This is a genomic window from Pseudomonas sp. GW823-FHT06E10, assembly GCF_058794995.1.
In genome coordinates this window covers 12,528-28,765 of the sequence record NZ_JBXAHJ010000015.1, presented here as the reverse complement: position 1 = coordinate 28,765, position 16,238 = coordinate 12,528, and the positions used below count along the sequence as shown (strand labels likewise).

15 protein-coding genes are annotated in these 16,238 nt (G+C 60.2%); 2 read left to right on the top strand and 13 right to left on the bottom strand.

Features of this window, described 5'->3' with window-relative positions; translation table 11 throughout:
- Positions 1-99: 99 nt before the first annotated feature.
- On the bottom strand, positions 100-639 hold the full coding sequence (locus AC1Q6Y_RS22040) for a FixH family protein (protein ID WP_057715675.1): 540 nt from the start codon (positions 637-639) through the stop codon (positions 100-102).
- 11 nt (positions 640-650) lie between these two features.
- The gene (gene ccoG, locus AC1Q6Y_RS22035) at positions 651-2,066 is read right to left on the bottom strand and encodes a cytochrome c oxidase accessory protein CcoG (protein WP_090454077.1); all 1,416 of its coding nucleotides are present in this window, start codon (positions 2,064-2,066) and stop codon (positions 651-653) included.
- Between the two features lie 417 nt (positions 2,067-2,483).
- Between ccoG and AC1Q6Y_RS22030 the strand changes: the two genes are divergently transcribed.
- The gene (locus tag AC1Q6Y_RS22030) at positions 2,484-2,702 is read left to right on the top strand and encodes a hypothetical protein (protein WP_492625158.1); all 219 of its coding nucleotides are present in this window, start codon (positions 2,484-2,486) and stop codon (positions 2,700-2,702) included.
- Positions 2,703-2,943: 241 nt separating this feature from the next.
- On the opposite strand, the gene ccoP (AC1Q6Y_RS22025) is transcribed toward AC1Q6Y_RS22030, so the two are convergent.
- The 8 genes from ccoP (AC1Q6Y_RS22025) to ccoN (AC1Q6Y_RS21990) form a co-directional block, all read right to left on the bottom strand.
- Entirely contained in the window at positions 2,944-3,921 is a 978-nt protein-coding gene (gene ccoP, locus AC1Q6Y_RS22025) for a cytochrome-c oxidase, cbb3-type subunit III (RefSeq protein ID WP_057715672.1), read from the bottom strand.
- Complete coding sequence (locus tag AC1Q6Y_RS22020) at positions 3,918-4,103, bottom strand: CcoQ/FixQ family Cbb3-type cytochrome c oxidase assembly chaperone (protein ID WP_003175465.1); 186 nt, start codon at positions 4,101-4,103, stop codon at positions 3,918-3,920. Before AC1Q6Y_RS22020 ends, ccoP (AC1Q6Y_RS22025) begins: the two co-directional genes overlap by 4 nt.
- A gap of 5 nt (positions 4,104-4,108) precedes the next feature.
- A complete protein-coding gene (gene ccoO, locus AC1Q6Y_RS22015; protein WP_009042961.1) occupies positions 4,109-4,717 on the bottom strand; it encodes a cytochrome-c oxidase, cbb3-type subunit II in 609 nt (202 codons plus the stop codon).
- Positions 4,717-6,159: a cytochrome-c oxidase, cbb3-type subunit I gene (gene ccoN / locus AC1Q6Y_RS22010; protein WP_008050393.1), complete on the bottom strand. Its 1,443-nt coding sequence runs from the start codon at positions 6,157-6,159 to the stop codon at positions 4,717-4,719. The genes ccoO (AC1Q6Y_RS22015) and ccoN (AC1Q6Y_RS22010) overlap by 1 nt, the downstream gene beginning before the upstream one ends.
- Positions 6,160-6,641: 482 nt before the next feature.
- A complete protein-coding gene (ccoP, locus tag AC1Q6Y_RS22005; protein ID WP_057715671.1) occupies positions 6,642-7,595 on the bottom strand; it encodes a cytochrome-c oxidase, cbb3-type subunit III in 954 nt (317 codons plus the stop codon).
- On the bottom strand, positions 7,592-7,789 hold the full coding sequence (locus tag AC1Q6Y_RS22000) for a cbb3-type cytochrome oxidase subunit 3 (protein ID WP_159390382.1): 198 nt from the start codon (positions 7,787-7,789) through the stop codon (positions 7,592-7,594). The genes ccoP (AC1Q6Y_RS22005) and AC1Q6Y_RS22000 overlap by 4 nt, the downstream gene beginning before the upstream one ends.
- Before the next feature lie 18 nt (positions 7,790-7,807).
- A complete protein-coding gene (gene ccoO, locus AC1Q6Y_RS21995) occupies positions 7,808-8,416 on the bottom strand; it encodes a cytochrome-c oxidase, cbb3-type subunit II (protein ID WP_057715669.1) in 609 nt (202 codons plus the stop codon).
- 10 nt (positions 8,417-8,426) lie between these two features.
- Entirely contained in the window at positions 8,427-9,851 is a 1,425-nt protein-coding gene (gene ccoN, locus AC1Q6Y_RS21990; RefSeq protein WP_102668942.1) for a cytochrome-c oxidase, cbb3-type subunit I, read from the bottom strand.
- Positions 9,852-9,945: 94 nt separating this feature from the next.
- Here ccoN (AC1Q6Y_RS21990) and AC1Q6Y_RS21985 point away from each other — a divergent pair, with 94 nt between their 5' ends.
- Entirely contained in the window at positions 9,946-10,623 is a 678-nt protein-coding gene (locus AC1Q6Y_RS21985) for an alpha/beta family hydrolase (RefSeq protein WP_492625157.1), read from the top strand.
- Positions 10,624-10,811: 188 nt separating this feature from the next.
- Here AC1Q6Y_RS21985 and AC1Q6Y_RS21980 read toward each other — a convergent pair whose 3' ends face one another.
- The 3 genes from AC1Q6Y_RS21980 to acnA form a co-directional block, all read right to left on the bottom strand.
- Complete coding sequence (locus AC1Q6Y_RS21980) at positions 10,812-12,377, bottom strand: methyl-accepting chemotaxis protein (protein WP_492625156.1); 1,566 nt, start codon at positions 12,375-12,377, stop codon at positions 10,812-10,814.
- Positions 12,378-12,482: 105 nt separating this feature from the next.
- The gene (locus AC1Q6Y_RS21975; RefSeq protein WP_090454089.1) at positions 12,483-13,274 is read right to left on the bottom strand and encodes a CPBP family intramembrane glutamic endopeptidase; all 792 of its coding nucleotides are present in this window, start codon (positions 13,272-13,274) and stop codon (positions 12,483-12,485) included.
- A 193-nt stretch (positions 13,275-13,467) separates the two neighbouring features.
- Positions 13,468-16,209 carry an aconitate hydratase AcnA gene (acnA, locus tag AC1Q6Y_RS21970; protein WP_492587963.1) on the bottom strand — a complete coding sequence of 914 codons (2,742 nt, stop codon included), beginning with the start codon at positions 16,207-16,209 and terminating at the stop codon, positions 13,468-13,470.
- Positions 16,210-16,238: the final 29 nt, after the last annotated feature.

Genomic DNA, 16,238 nt, shown 5'->3' with positions numbered 1-16,238 from the left:
TGAATCTCTATCGTCGGATAGGGCCTCATCGCGAGCAAGCTCGCTCCCACAGGGATCAACTGTGGGAGCGAGCTTGCTCGCGATGCGCGAAGCGCGGCTTTACTTTTTCAGGTCTTCAGCACCTTGCAGCGGTTCGTCACCCAGCAGCAGATCCTTGTCATGGCTGACCGGTTCCTCTTCGAACATGCGCCAGATGTGCTCGTCCTGAGTGCCAAGCAACTCGACAAAACGCCGGCCTTCGATCTTGTCACTCAACTGGCCGATGTAGCGGCCCTGTTCGGTTTCGCTGCGGGTCAGGGTGATCTTGCGATCCTTTTCCGGCTGGGTCGGCGAGATCAGGTTCAGTTCCAGGGTCTTGGGCTGGCTGTCGCCGCTCAGGCGCAGGTCAACTTCGCCAGTCATGCCGTCGAGATGAACGCTGGCGCGCATTTTCAGGGTCTGGGCCAGCAGCTCACGGTCGAGGGAGCGGTTGATGCCTTTGCCGGCCTCGTAGTAGTTGTCGTTGACCAGGTTGTCCGGGTTGTTCACCGCGATGGTCACCATGGACAAGGTCAGGGCCACCGAGCAGGCCAGGATCCCGATGATGATCCACGGCCAGAGGTGCTTGTACCAGGGGCTTGCGGCATTTGCTGCGGGCATGTTCAGTTCTCTCAACGATTCTGTGGGCCGATGAACCGGCTCTTGGCTTCAATGTGGACGCTGTCGTCATCGGCGTCCTTGAGGATGAATTTCACCTCGTTGGTGCTCGACGGCAGTTTTTCCGGTGCAACGGACAGCTCGGCAGGCTGGCTGACGATCTCGCCGGCCGCGACCTTGATCTCGCGTCGACCCTGCAATTTGAGATCCGGCAGGCCGGATGCTTCGAGCAGGTAGGTATGGTCGCGCTGGTCCTTGTTCATGATTTTCAGGCTGTAGACGTTTTCGATCCGACCTTCGGCGTTCTCGCGGTACAGCACGCGGTCCTTGCTGACATCGAAACCCACCAGCGCACGCATGAAGAATGCCGTTACCAGCAGGCTGATCATCGCCAGCAGCACAATGGCATAGCCAATCAGGCGCGGGCGCAGTTTATGGGTTTTCTGTCCGGACAGGTTGTGCTCGGTGGTGTAGCTGATCAGTCCGCGAGGGTAGTCCATCTTGTCCATGATGGCGTCGCAGGCATCAATGCAGGCGGCGCAACCGATGCATTCGATTTGCAGGCCGTCGCGGATGTCGATGCCCGTCGGGCAGACCTGCACGCACATGGTGCAGTCGATGCAGTCACCCAGGCCCTGGGCCTTGTAGTCGATACCTTTTTTACGCGGTCCACGGCCTTCGCCACGGCGCGGATCGTAGGAAACGATCAGGGTGTCCTTGTCGAACATCACGCTCTGGAAGCGTGCGTACGGGCACATGTAGATGCACACCTGTTCGCGCAACCAGCCGGCGTTGCCGTAAGTGGCGAGGGTGAAGAAACCGACCCAGAAGTACGACCAGCCATCCGCCTGGCCGGTGAAAAATTCGAACACCAGTTCGCGGATCGGCGAGAAGTAGCCGACGAAGGTCATGCCGGTAACGAAGCCGATCAACAGCCACAAGCTGTGTTTGCTGAACTTGCGCACAAATTTGTTGGCGCTCATCGGCGCCTTGTCGAGCTTGATGCGTTGGTTGCGGTCACCTTCGGTGACTTTTTCGCACCACATGAAAATCCAGGTCCAGACACTTTGCGGGCAGGTATAGCCGCACCAGACCCGTCCGGCGTACACGGTGATGAAGAACAGGCCGAAGGCGGCGATGATCAACATGCCGGACAGCAGAATGAAATCCTGAGGCCAGAAGGTGGCGCCGAAAATGAAGAACTTGCGCTCCGGCAGGTTCCACCACACGGCCTGATGACCGCCCCAATCCAGCCACACCGTGCCGAAGTACAGCAGGAACAACAGGGCTCCGCCGGTCATCCGCAGGTTGCGAAACAGGCCGGTGAAGGCGCGGGTGTAGATTTTTTCCCTGGAGGCGTAGAGGTCGACGCTGTTGTTCGCGTTTTTGGTGGGTGGAGTGACGTCGTGTACCGGAATCTGGTTGCTCATCATTGCATCCCACGGCAGTGGAAAAATGCCTCGGTCAGTACGTGCCGACCGCGGTCAAAAAGGGGTGTTGCAGTGGCGCAATGATACGCCTGTCGCTCTAGCCTGCGGGTGCGACCTTTGGTCGCGTTGGGGAAAAATCATGAATGGTGTAGCAGATGTAACAAAACATGATGCAGGTCAATTGACTATAGACGATTTATCTTTTTTCTCCGTCGAGCGTCGACGGGTGCCTGGGTGGAAAGAGATATCAAAAGTCTGCTGTATAAAGAATATGTTTTTAACCTTGGTCATACTTTGTGATTGTTGGTCGATGGATGTTTGGTTATTGATTTAATAAGTTGTCACTGCGGCAGCAATAAGATTTGATTGTGGTATTGCGCGTCGTATATTTAAAAATCTACTTAAGGATAAGTAAAAATGTCTATTAATGATAAAGATTGCACCTGGGCAACTCAGTCTGTTGGACCAGTCACTGTCGAAGCTCATGAGCCTGGTACAGACTGCACGATTCCGGCACCAGCCACGACTGTGGATATGATGGCGCCGACGGCGAAAAAAGTTCAGGAAAATCGCTCTTCAGGCAACAAGAAAGGGACTGGTGGTCTGGACAGTCTGGGTGGCGGTAACCTTCCTTGATTACAACCAATACGCATGAATGCGAAGTGTGTTCATGAGCGTCTAAAACGGTTTTGCCAACTAAAAATGGCGAAGCCGTTTTACATTGGTTGATCGAAGAGTGCGTGAAAAATAATAACCCGGATGACTCGCCAGCAAGTCCATGGAACTATGCGCAAATAAGCGTGCGTAGACTTGAAATGAAAACGGCCCCGCCAATTCACATTGGCGGGGCCGTTTTTTGTTGCTTCAAGCGTTTGCCTTACTCGGCGTCCGCTGCCTTCTCACCGTGAGACAGGCTGTAGACGTAAGCGGCCAGCAGGTGAACCTTGTCGTTACCCTGCATTGCCTCTTGTGCAGGCATCTGGCCCTGACGGCCGTAACGGATGGTCTGCTGCAGTTGAGCGAAGCTCGAGCCGTAGATGAACGCTGCCGGGTGAGTCAGGTCAGGTGCGCCCATTGCTGGCGTACCCTTGCCTTCCGGACCGTGGCACGCCACGCAGTTGGTGGCGAACAGTTTCTGCCCGGCAGCCGGGTCGGCCTTGGCGCCTTCCGGCAGCTTGCGGCCATCGAGGTTGGTCAGGATAAACGCGGCCACGTCGGCCACGCCTTGCTCTCCGATCACTTCAGCCCACGCAGGCATCACCGCGTGACGGCCGCCCATGATGGTGGTCTTGATGGCTTGCGCGTCGCCGCCCCAGCGCCAGTCGGCGTCGGTCAGGTTAGGGAAGCCGTAGGCGCCCTTGGCGTCGGAACCGTGGCAAACCGAGCAGTTGGAGGCGAACAGGCGGCCGCCCATCTTCAGGGCTTGCGGGTCCTTGGCCACTTCTTCGATTGGCATGGCCGCGAACTTGGCGAAGATCGGACCGAACTTGGCGTCCGACCTGGCCATTTCCTTTTCCCACTCGTGAACGCCGGTCCAGCCGGTCTGGCCGTTGGCGAACGGGGTCTGCTTCTCGTTGTCGAGGTAGCCATAACCCGGCAGCAGGCCTTTCCAGTTACCCAGGCCCGGATACAGCACCAGGTAACCCAGTGCGAAGATGATGGTGCCCACGAACAGCATGAACCACCATTTCGGCAGCGGGTTGTCGTACTCCTCGATGCCATCGAAGGAGTGCCCGACGGTCTCGTCTGTCTGCTCGCTGCGCTGGCCCTTGCGGGTCGACAGCAACAGCCAGGTCAGGGAAAAGATCGTACCGAGACTGAGGACTGTGACGTACAGACTCCAGAATGTAGTCATTCTTTGTTACTCCTAGAAGCTTGCTCGACGTGCTTGATGGCTTCGGGATCATCCGCAAAAGGCAGCAAGGTCGCGTCTTCAAACTCAGACTTGCGCTTGGGGCTGAATACCCACAGCGCCAGACCGATGAAGGCCACCATCACAACGACGGTGCCCAGGCCACGAATCATCCCGATATCCATTTAGATCACCGTTTGCTTTTGATGATGGTGCCCAGGCCTTGCAGATAGGCCACCAGCGCGTCCATTTCGGTTTTGCCCTTCACAGCATCCTTGGCACCGGCGATGTCTTCGTCGGTGTAAGGGACGCCGAGCGTGCGCAAGACTTCCATTTTCTTGGCGGTGTCTTTGCCGTCGAGCTTGTTTTCCACGAGGAACGGGTAGGCTGGCATTTTCGACTCAGGCACCACGTTGCGCGGGTTGTACAAATGCGCACGCTGCCAGTCATCGGAGTAACGACCGCCGACGCGGGCCAGGTCCGGACCGGTACGCTTGGAACCCCACAGGAACGGGTGGTCCCAGACGCTTTCACCGGCGACGGAGTAGTGGCCATAGCGTTCGGTTTCAGCACGGAACGGGCGGATCATCTGCGAGTGGCAGCCGACACAACCGTTGGCGATATAAACGTCCCGGCCTTCCAGTTCAAGGGCGGTGCGGGGCTTCATGCCCTCGACCGGCTTGTTGGTGACATCCTGGAAAAACAGCGGAACGATCTGGGTCAGGCCGCCGATGCTGACGGCGATGACCATGAAGAAGGCCAGCAGGCCAATATTCTTCTCGACTGCTTCATGCTTCATCAGTGAGCTCCAACTACGGCAATCTGTTCGGCGGCTTTGGCTTCAGCCGGGTTCGAGGCGCGTACGGTACGGAATACGTTGTAGGCCATGAACAACATGCCGGTGGCGAAGAACGCACCGCCCAGGGCACGGACGATGAAGCCCGGGTGACTGGCTTGCAGCGCTTCGACGAACGAGTAGGTGAGGGTGCCGTCATCGTTGATTGCACGCCACATCAGGCCCTGGGTGATGCCGTTGACCCACATCGAGGCGATGTAGAGCACGGTACCGATGGTTGCGAGCCAGAAGTGCGTGTTGATCAGGCCGGTGCTGTGCATCTGCGCACGACCGAACAGTTTCGGGATCATGTGGTAGATGGCGCCGATCGAGATCATCGCAACCCAGCCCAGAGCGCCGGCGTGTACGTGGCCGATGGTCCAGTCGGTGTAGTGCGACAGGGAGTTGACGGTCTTGATGGCCATCATCGGGCCTTCGAAGGTCGACATGCCGTAGAACGCCAGGGAGACGACCAGGAAGCGCAGGATCGGGTCGGTGCGCAGCTTATGCCAGGCGCCCGACAGGGTCATCATGCCGTTGATCATGCCGCCCCAGCTTGGCGCCAGCAGGATGATCGACATTGCCATGCCCAGGGACTGAGCCCAGTCCGGCAGCGCGGTGTAGTGCAGGTGGTGCGGACCGGCCCAGATGTACAGGGTGATCAGCGCCCAGAAGTGCACGATCGACAGGCGATAGGAGTAGATCGGACGTTCGGCCTGTTTCGGCACGAAGTAGTACATCATGCCCAGGAAGCCGGTGGTCAGGAAGAAGCCCACGGCGTTGTGGCCGTACCACCACTGGATCATCGCGTCCGTCGCACCCGAATAGGCCGAGTAGGACTTGAACAGGCTGACCGGCAGCGACATGTGGTTGACGATGTGCAGCATCGCGGTCACGACGATGAACGCGCCGTAGAACCAGTTACCCACATAGATGTGCTTGGTCTTGCGCTTGACGATGGTGCCGAAGAACACCAGACCGTAGGTGACCCAGACAATGGCCAGCAGAATAGCCAGGGGCCATTCCAGTTCCGCGTATTCCTTGGTGGTGGTGAAACCCATCGGCAAGGTAATGATCGCGCCGACGATCACCGCTTGCCATCCCCAGAAGGTGAAGGCGGCGAGGCTGTCGGAAATCAGTCGCGTTTGGCAGGTTCGCTGCACGACGTAATAAGAAGTGGCAAACAGTGCACATCCACCGAAGGCGAAAATCACCAGGTTGGTGTGCAACGGGCGCAGGCGTCCAAAGCTCGTCCATGCCAGACCGAAGTTCAACTCCGGCCAGACCAGTTGCGAGGCGATGAAGACACCAAGCCCCATGCCAAGGATCCCCCAGACCACCGTCATGATGGCGAACTGGCGGACTACCTTATAGTTATAAGCAGTCGGACTGATTGCTGTGCTCATTCTAAGGTTCCACGGTTTGGGTGTTTTATTAGGATTAAAAATCGGCCGCAAGTATGGAGAAAGCAGGGGGGCATTGCAACGCGCCATGACCTGGGTCAATGCTTTCAAAAGCTGATTCTGCGGCCTTTCCATGCGCCGCGTAGGGACAAAATTGCCCGTGGGCAAAACGTCCCGGCGGACTGATCAGGCGAGGGGGTCAGGTCGGATGTAACGCGGTGTGTTCAAACGCAACGTTTGGCTGACCGAAGGCAACTGGCGCGACAGCCGGTATCTACCAGCCTTTGCGGCCTGTCATCGGGCAGATTCGTCGAACACATCGTTCAGGGTCGACCTGGAACCGGCACCGGCCAGTCCGCATCGGGGGAAGCTTAGACTCGAATCCGGGGTTCCGAAAGAAAGTCTGTGCGAGGGTGCGACAATGGGTCGCAAAGGGGCAGGGAACTGCCGCATCCGGGAGAATGCGGCAGCAGAGCGGTCGGAATTTATTTGCGGTTGTCTTCAGCCTGCAGGCGCTCGGTATTCAAACCGTGGGACAGGCTGTACACATACGCAGCCAGCAACTGCACCTTATCGTTGCCGAGCAGTTCGTTCTGCGCCGGCATATGGCCTTGGCGACCATGCCGAATCGTCTGTTCAAGCTGCGTCAGGCTTGTACCGTAAATGAAGCCGGCCGGGTGGGTCAGGTTCGGTGCGCCCATGGCTTCAGTGCCCTGGCCATTGGCTCCGTGACAGGCGACGCAGGTGGTGCTGAAGGCTTGCTGTCCGGCTTGCAGGTCGGCTTTGCTGTCGGCGGGCAACGGCAGGCCGGCCAGATCATGGCGCACATAAGCGGCGACGTTTTTCACACCTTCCTCCCCCAGGACTTCACCCCAGGCCGGCATCATCGCCATCCGGCCGCCCATGACGGTGGTCTTGATGGTTTCCGGGTTGCCGCCCCAGCGCCAGTCGCTGTCGGTCAGGTTGGGGAAGCCGAATGCACCCTTGGCGTCCGAGCCGTGGCACACCGAGCAGTTGGAGGCAAACAGGCGGCCGCCCATTTTCAGAGCCTGCGGGTCCTTGGCCACTTCTTCCACGGGCATTGCCGCGAATTTGGCGAAGATCGGCCCGAACTTCGTGTCAGCCTTGGCCATTTCCTTTTCCCATTCGTGCACCCCGGTCCAGCCGTTTTCGTAGCCGGGGAGGATGCCTTTCCAGTTGCCCAGGCCCGGATAGAGGATCAGATAGCCGACGGCAAACACCAAGGTGCCAACGAACAGCATGAACCACCATTGCGGCAACGGATTGTCGTACTCCTCAATACCGTCGAAGCTGTGGCCCATGGTCTGGTCGACACTGCCCTTGGTTTCGCCCTTGCGGGTGCTGAGCAGCAACCAGGTCAGGCCGATCAGGCTGCCGATGGTCAGTACGCAGATCCACGTACTCCAGAAGGTGGTCATGGCCGGGTGCTCCTTGTTGCTGATTCGTCAGTGATGTCGGGTTGTGGCTCGTCGGCGAACGGCAGCAGGCGCGCTTCGGCGAATTCCGGGCTGCGCTTGCCGTTGAATACCCACAGTGTCAGGCCGACGAAGGCCACGAACACCACGACGGTGCCCAGGCCGCGGATCATTCCAGTGCTCAATTCGATCTCTATAAAAGACAGGGGCATGGCTCACCTCTTGCTCTTGATGGCAGTGCCGAGCACTTGCAGGTAGGCGACCAATGCATCCATTTCGCTCTTGCCCTTGAGTGAAGCGACGGCGCCGGTGATGTCTTCGTCGGTGTACGGCACGCCCAGGGTACGCATGGCCTTGATCTTGGTTTCGGTATGACTGCTGTCGACCGGGTTGGCCACCAGCCACGGGTACGCCGGCATCTTCGACTCCGGCACGACGTTGCGCGGGTTGTACAAGTGCGCGCGGTGCCAGTCATCGGAGTAGCGCGCACCGACACGGGCCAAGTCCGGCCCGGTGCGTTTCGAGCCCCACAGGAACGGGTGATCCCACACGCTTTCGCCAGCCACCGAGTAGTGCCCGTAGCGTTCGGTCTCGGCACGGAACGGACGGATCATTTGCGAGTGACAGCCGACACAGCCTTCGCGGATATAGATATCGCGACCTTCCAGTTGCAGCGCGGTGTAGGGCTTCATGCCTTCCACCGGTTTGTTGGTCACGTCCTGAAAGAACAGCGGGACGATCTGGGTCAGGCCGCCGATGCTCACGGCCAGGATCATCAGCAGCAGCAACAGGCCGACGTTTTTCTCGATAGTTTCGTGTTTCATGGCGGACTCCTCAGGCCATCTGCGCGGCAGCGGCGACTTCGGCAGGCTGCGAGGCCCGCACGGTGCGCCAGGTGTTGTAGGCCATCAGGAACATGCCGCTGAGGAAGATCGCGCCACCCACCAGCCGCACGACGAAGCCTGGGTGGCTGGCCACCAGGGTTTCGACGAAGGAGTAGGTCAGCGTGCCGTCCTCGTTCACCGCACGCCACATCAGGCCCTGGGCGATGCCGTTGACCCACATCGAGGCGATGTACAGAACGGTGCCGATGGTGGCGAGCCAGAAGTGCGCGTTGATCAGGCCGATGCTGTGCATCTGCTCGCGTCCGAAGACTTTCGGGATCATGTGGTACAGCGCGCCGATGGAGATCATCGCCACCCAGCCCAAGGCGCCTGCGTGTACGTGGCCGATGGTCCAGTCGGTGTAGTGGGAGAGGGCGTTGACCGTCTTGATCGCCATCATCGGCCCTTCGAAGGTCGACATGCCGTAGAACGCCAGTGACACCACGAGGAAGCGCAGGACGGGGTCGCTGCGCAACTTATGCCAGGCACCGGACAGGGTCATCATGCCGTTGATCATCCCGCCCCAGCTCGGCGCCAGCAGGATCAGCGACATCACCATGCCCAGCGACTGCGCCCAGTCCGGCAGCGCCGTGTAGTGCAAGTGGTGCGGACCGGCCCAGATGTAAAGGGTGATCAGCGCCCAGAAGTGCACGATGGACAAACGATAGGAGTACACCGGACGTTCGGCCTGTTTCGGCACGAAGTAATACATCATTCCGAGGAAACCGGCGGTGAGGAAGAAGCCTACGGCGTTGTGCCCGTACCACCATTGCACCATCGCATCGGTGGCACCGGAGTACAGCGAGTAGGACTTGGTGAAACTGACCGGCAGTTCCATGTTGTTGACGATGTGCAGGATCGCCACGGTGACGATGAACGCACCGAAGAACCAGTTACCGACATAGATGTGCTTGGTCTTGCGCTGCATGATCGTGCCGAAGAACACGATGGCGTAGGCGACCCAGACAATGGTGATCAGGATGTCGATCGGCCATTCCAGCTCGGCGTATTCCTTGGAGCTGGTGTAGCCCAGCGGCAGGCTGATGGCCGCCAGCAGGATCACCAGCTGCCAGCCCCAGAAACAGAACGCGGCGATTTTCGGCGCAAACAATTGGGTCTGGCAGGTGCGTTGCACCGAGTAGAACGAACTGGCAAACAACGCGCAGCCGCCAAAGGCGAAGATCACGGCGTTGGTGTGCAGTGGGCGCAGGCGGCCGAAGCTGGTCCACGGCAAATTGAAGTTGAGTTCGGGCCAGACCAACTGGGCAGCGAGAAAAACCCCGAGCCCCATGCCGACGATGCCCCACACCACCGTCATAATGGCGAATTGGCGGACCACCTTGTAGTTGTAGGCGGTACTGATAGAAGTGTTCATGGTTCCCCATCCACGGTTCAGCCGAAGTGAGCGCGCAGCGCAAGGCAGTGCACCCTTCGGCCGGAGTTATAGGCAGACTAAAAGCGAGGCAAGCATGGACAAAGGGCACAAGGCCGGTATTGACGGGGATCAATGGGCGCAGTGCGTGCGGGATCATGGATGGTTGTGGGATGCCGCCGCTGGCAAGGCAGCGGCGACGCTGATCCTCGCCCATGGCGCCGGCGCACCGATGGACAGCGGCTGGATGAGCGACATGGCTGCGCGCCTCGCCGCTCAAGGCGTCAACGTGTTGCGCTTCGAGTTTCCCTACATGGCGCAACTGCGCCTCGATGGCGGTAGACGTCCGCCGAACCCCGCGCCGAAACTGCTGGAATGCTGGCGTGAGGTGTATGCCCAGGTGCGACGCCATGTCACTGGGCCGCTGGCCATCGGCGGCAAGTCCATGGGCGGGCGCATGGCCAGTCTGCTGGCGGATGAGTTGGGCGCGGATGGGCTGGTGTGCCTGGGTTATCCGTTCTATGCGGTGGGTAAACCGGAGAAGCCACGGGTTGAGCATTTGGCGGAGTTGAAGGCGCGGACCTTAATCGTGCAAGGTGAGCGCGATGCGTTGGGCAACCGGGAGGCGGTCGAGGGTTACGCGCTATCGCCGGGTATCGAGGTGTTCTGGCTGGTGGCGGGGGATCATGACTTGAAGCCGCTGAAGGCTTCGGGGTTTAACCATGAGCAGCATTTGGCGGCGGCGGCGCAGAAGGTGGCTTCATTCCTTCAGTGAGGTTTTGTGCGGGCTGTAAGGCCCCCATCGCGAGCAAGCTCGCTCCCACAGTGATTTGTGGTGTGGCTCAAAACCCTGTGGGAGCGAGCTTGCTCGCGATGGGGGACTACCAGACAACATCACTGTCACCGGCTCAATAAAAAACCCGGAAGCTCTCACTGTCCGGGTTTTTATCATTCCAGCAGCAATCAGCGGTTAAACCGCTCCACCAACGAATACTGTGTATTGGCAGTCTTGGTCAGCTCTTCACTCAGCAACGCCGAGTTCTGTGCCTGTTCCGAGGTCTGGTCCGCCAGTTCCGAAATGTTGCTGATGTTGCGGCTGATCTCTTCGGCCACGGCACTTTGCTCTTCAGTCGCGGCGGCGATCTGGGTGGTCATGTCGGTGATATTGGCCACCGCTTCGCTGATCCCCACCAGGGCCTGGTCCGCTTCCAGTACCCGCGCCACGCCTTCTTCCGCCTGACGATGCCCGGCTTCCATGGTTTGCACGGCAGTGCCGGCGGTGTGCTGGAGCTTGGCGATCAGTGCGTGAATCTGCCCGGTGGACTCGCTGGTGCGTTGTGCCAGCTGACGGACTTCGTCGGCCACCACCGCAAAACCACGACCCATTTCGCCGGCACGGGCCGCTTCGATGGCGGCGTTCAGGGCCAGCAGGTTGGTCTGGTCGGCGATGCCTTTGATCACGTCGACCACGCCGCCGATTTCGTTGCTGTCCTTGGCCAGTTGGGTCACGGTCACGCCGGTTTCACCGACGACTACCGACAGGCGCTGGATGGCTTCGCGGGGTTCCCCGGCGATGTCACGACCACGACCGGTCAGGCGGTTGGCTTCCTGGGTGGCGTCGGCGGTGCGTTGCACGTGGCTGGCGACTTCCTGGGTGGTCGCGGCCATCTGGTTGACCGCGGTGGCCACTTGCTCGGTCTCGACCCGTTGACGTTCCAGGCCGCTGGAGCTGTTGTGCGCCAGGGCGTCGGACTGTCGGGCCTGATCGGTCAGGTGTTCGGCCGTGTCCTGCAGACGCGTCAGGCAGGTTTTCAGGCGTGCTTCCTGACTGAGGATGGACATTTCCAGACGCGCCTGGGCGCCGCGACTGTCGGTGTACATCTGTGCGATCAACGGATCGGAGGTAGTCTGCTCCGCCAGGCGCAGCAAACGCTTGAGGCCTCGCTGTTGCCACTGGAGGCCCATCAGGCCCAGTGGCACCGAAAGACCGGCAGCCAGGGCAAACCCCCAGTGGGAGTTCAACGAGGCACCGATCATGAAGCTCAATTGGCTGACCAGAATGAACGGCAGCCAGTCCTGCAGGACCGGCAACCATTTATCCGAGGAGGGAATGGCTGACTTGCCCTGGTTGATGCGCTGGTAGAGCGCTTCGGCACGGCGGATCTGTTCGGCGGTGGGCTTGACCCGCACCGACTCATAACCGATCACCTGATTGCCTTCGAAGATCGGTGTCACATAGGCGTTCACCCAGTAATGATCACCGGTCTTGCAGCGATTCTTGACAATGCCCATCCATGGCAAGCCTTGTTTCAGCGTGTCCCACATGTGTGCGAACACCGCCGCCGGGACGTCGGGGTGACGGACCAGGTTGTGCGGTGCACGGATCAATTCCTCTCGGGAAAACCCGCTGATCTCGACGAAAGCGTCGTTACAGTAGGTGATCATGCCCTTGGCATCGGTGGTGGAAATCAACCGTTGCTGCGCCGGGAAGGTCCGCTCGCGTTGTGTAATTGGCTGGTTGTTACGCATGGCTTTTTTAATCCGCAAGGCTTTCAAGTGCTGTATCGGCAAGGCTGGCGGATTGTTGAGATTATTTTTCGATAATCGGCAATGCGTCGCAAAATGACCCTTGCGTCAGCCGGCGAGCATCGGATAGGTGAACAGACCGAAGTGCAGCAGGTTCAGGCCAAAGTGGCTGGCGATGGCGGCACCCAGCCCCCCGAACCGATAGGCCAGGCCATAGCCGACCCCGGCCAGCGTTGCCAGCAATACCCACTGCCATCCCGCGCCGGCATGGGCCAGGCCGAAGACCAATGACGCCAGCAGCAGGGCGAGGTGCTCACCGTAGGGCCGGTCTTTGAGATACCGGGTCAGGCCGCCCTGGATGTAGCCACGGAACAGCGCCTCTTCGACCAGCGTCACCAGCAGCAGATTGTTCAGCAACCACAGCCAGGCTTGATCCGGCCATTTCGGCGCCCAGGCGATTACGCCCAGCAACAGCGCACCACCCAATGCCAGCATGGCGCTCAAGGTCAGGGCCAGTACGGTGGCATACAGTGACAACCGAAGCGAACGGCGGCCGACAATCCACGGGCAAACCAGTAGCAGCCAGAAGCCGATCAGCGGTTTGTCCAGGTTCAGGTGCATGGCGAATGACACGGCATTGTCGGTAAAACGCTGGGGGTCGATGGCGCGACCGTTATAGAAGCCGGGTAGCCAATGCGTCGCCAATGCCAGGGCCAGAACGATGAACAGGCCGTGGCCGAGGTTGCGGGCAAAAGGGATGTCGCGTTGGCGGACGGCGACACCTGCGACCAGCAACAGGAACACCGAGATTGCTGAGAGCCAGCCGAGATGGCCGTAGGTCAGCGCCAGGCCGTAGCCGAAGGAAAGCAGGGCCAGAAGCGTCCATGGCAGGGCAATCATTTGAAGTCCTTTTGTCGGGATTTGCGATGCACTGTCAAACCCCTGTGGGAGCGAGCTTGCGCGCGATAGCTTACCGACTGTCGGCAACAATGTTGAATGTTCTCTCCATATCGCGAGCAAGCTCGCTCCCACATGGCTTTTCGTGGCCCAAACAAAGACACCGCCCGAAGGCGGTGTCTTTGTCAGCGGTCGGTCAAGACGCGATCAACTGCCGCAACACATAATGCAGAATCCCTCCGGACTTGAAGTACTCCACCTCATTCAACGTATCGATGCGGCACAACACCTCGATCTTCTCGCGGCTGCCGTCTTCGCGGGTGATGACCAGCGTCAGGTTCATCCGTGGCGTCAGCTCGACGCCGGTCAAGCCGAGGATGTCCAGGGTTTCGCTGCCGCCCAGTTTCAGGCTCTTGCGGTTCTGATCCAGCTTGAATTGCAACGGCAGCACGCCCATGCCCACCAGGTTGGAGCGGTGAATCCGTTCGAAGCTTTCGGCGACGACCGCTTTCACCCCCAGCAGGTTGGTGCCCTTGGCCGCCCAGTCGCGACTCGAGCCGGTGCCGTATTCCTGGCCGGCGATCACCACCAGCGGCGTGCCCGAAGCCTGATAGCGCATGGCGGCGTCGTAGATCGACATTTTTTCCCCGGTGGGAATGTAGCGGGTGTTGCCGCCTTCTTCGCCGCCGAGCATTTCGTTGCGTATGCGAATGTTGGCGAAGGTGCCGCGCATCATTACTTCATGGTTGCCACGCCGCGAGCCGTAGGAATTGAAGTCCCGCGGTTCCACGCCTTTGTCGCGCAGGTATTGTCCTGCCGGGCTGTCGACCTTGATGTTGCCGGCCGGGGAAATGTGGTCGGTGGTCACCGAGTCGCCGAGCAGTGCGAGGATCCTGGCGCCGCTGACATCCTTGACCACGGGCGCTGGGCCGCCGATGTCGTCGAAGAACGGCGGGTGCTGGATGTAAGTCGAGTCGTCCTGCCAGACATAGGTCGCCGCCTGCGGAACCTTGATTGCCTGCCATTGTTCGTCACCGGCAAACACTTCGGCGTACTCCTTGTGGAACATGGCGGTGTTGACCTGATTCACGGCGTCGGCAATTTCCTTGCTGCTTGGCCAGATGTCCCGCAGGTACACCGGTTTGCCGTCCTTGCCATCGCCCAGAGGCTCGCGGCTGAGGTCGGTGCGCACCGTGCCGGCCAGCGCATAGGCCACCACCAGTGGCGGGGAGGCCAGCCAGTTGGTTTTCACCAATGGATGCACCCGCCCTTCGAAGTTGCGATTGCCCGAGAGCACGGAGGCCACGGTGAGGTCGGCTTGCTGGATGGCTTTCTCGATGGGCTCCGACAGCGGCCCGGAGTTGCCGATGCAAGTGGTGCAGCCATAGCCGACCAGGGCAAAGCCCAATTCATCGAGGTACTGGGTCAGGCCGGCCGCCTTGTAGTAGTCGGTGACCACTTTCGAGCCGGGGGCCAGCGAGCTCTTCACCCAGGGTTTGCGTTGCAGGCCTTTTTCCACGGCCTTCTTTGCCACCAGCCCGGCGGCCATCATCACGCTGGGGTTGGAGGTGTTGGTGCAGGAGGTGATCGCGGCGATGACCACGGCGCCGTTTTTCAGGCGATAGGTCTGGCCTTCGTAATCGTAATCGGCTTCGCCGGCCATATCGGCATTGCCGACGGCAACACCGCCACCGCCTTCACTTTCCAGGCGGCCTTCTTCCTTGCTGGTGGGCTTGAATTGCAGGTCGGTGAAGTCGCTGAACGCTTGCGCGACATTCGGCAGCGTCACCCGGTCCTGCGGGCGTTTCGGCCCCGCGAGGCAGGCTTCGACGCTGCCCATGTCCAGCGCCAGGCTGTCGGTGAACACCGGTTCCTGGCCGGGCAGGCGCCACAGGCCCTGGGCCTTGCTGTAGGCCTCGACCAGTTGCACCGTTTCCGGGGGCCGGCCGGACAGGCGCAGGTATTCCAGCGTGATGTCGTCCACCGGGAAGAAACCGCAGGTGGCGCCGTATTCCGGGGCCATGTTGGCGATGGTCGCGCGGTCGGCCAGGGGCAGGTCGGCAAGGCCGTCGCCGTAGAATTCGACGAATTTGCCCACCACGCCTTTCTTGCGCAGCATCTGGGTCACGGTCAGCACCAGGTCGGTGGCGGTGATGCCTTCCTTGAGCTTGCCGGTGAGTTTGAAACCGATGACTTCGGGAATCAGCATCGACACCGGTTGCCCGAGCATCGCCGCTTCCGCCTCGATACCGCCGACACCCCAGCCAAGCACGCCGAGGCCGTTGATCATGGTGGTGTGGGAATCGGTGCCAACCAGAGTGTCCGGGAAGGCGTAAGTGCGGCCGTCCTCGTCCTTGGTCCAGACCGTGCGGCCGAGGTATTCAAGATTCACCTGGTGGCAGATCCCGGTGCCCGGCGGCACCACGCTGAAATTGTCGAAGGCACTCTGGCCCCAGCGCAGGAACGCATAGCGCTCGCCATTGCGCTGCATTTCAATGTCGACGTTCTGCTCGAAGGCGCTGCTGCTGGCGAACTTGTCGACCATCACCGAGTGGTCGATCACCAGGTCCACCGGCGACAGCGGGTTGATCCGTTGCGGATTGCCGCCGGCCTTGGCCATCGCCGCGCGCATCGCGGCCAGGTCGACCACCGCCGGTACGCCGGTGAAGTCCTGCATCAGCACCCGCGCGGGGCGGTACTGGATCTCGCGGTCGGAACGACGCTCCTTGAGCCACGCGGCCAATGCCTTGAGGTCGGCACCGGTGACGGTTTTTTCGTCCTCCCAGCGCAGCAGGTTTTCCAGCAGGACTTTCAACGACATCGGCAACTTGTCCAGATCACCCAGGCTTTTGGCGGCCTCGGGCAGGCTGAAGTAGTGGTAGGTCTTGTTGCCGACTTGCAGGGTCTTGAGCGTATTCAGGCTATCGAGGGACGGCATTGCGATCACTCCTTTGAGTCCGCACGGCT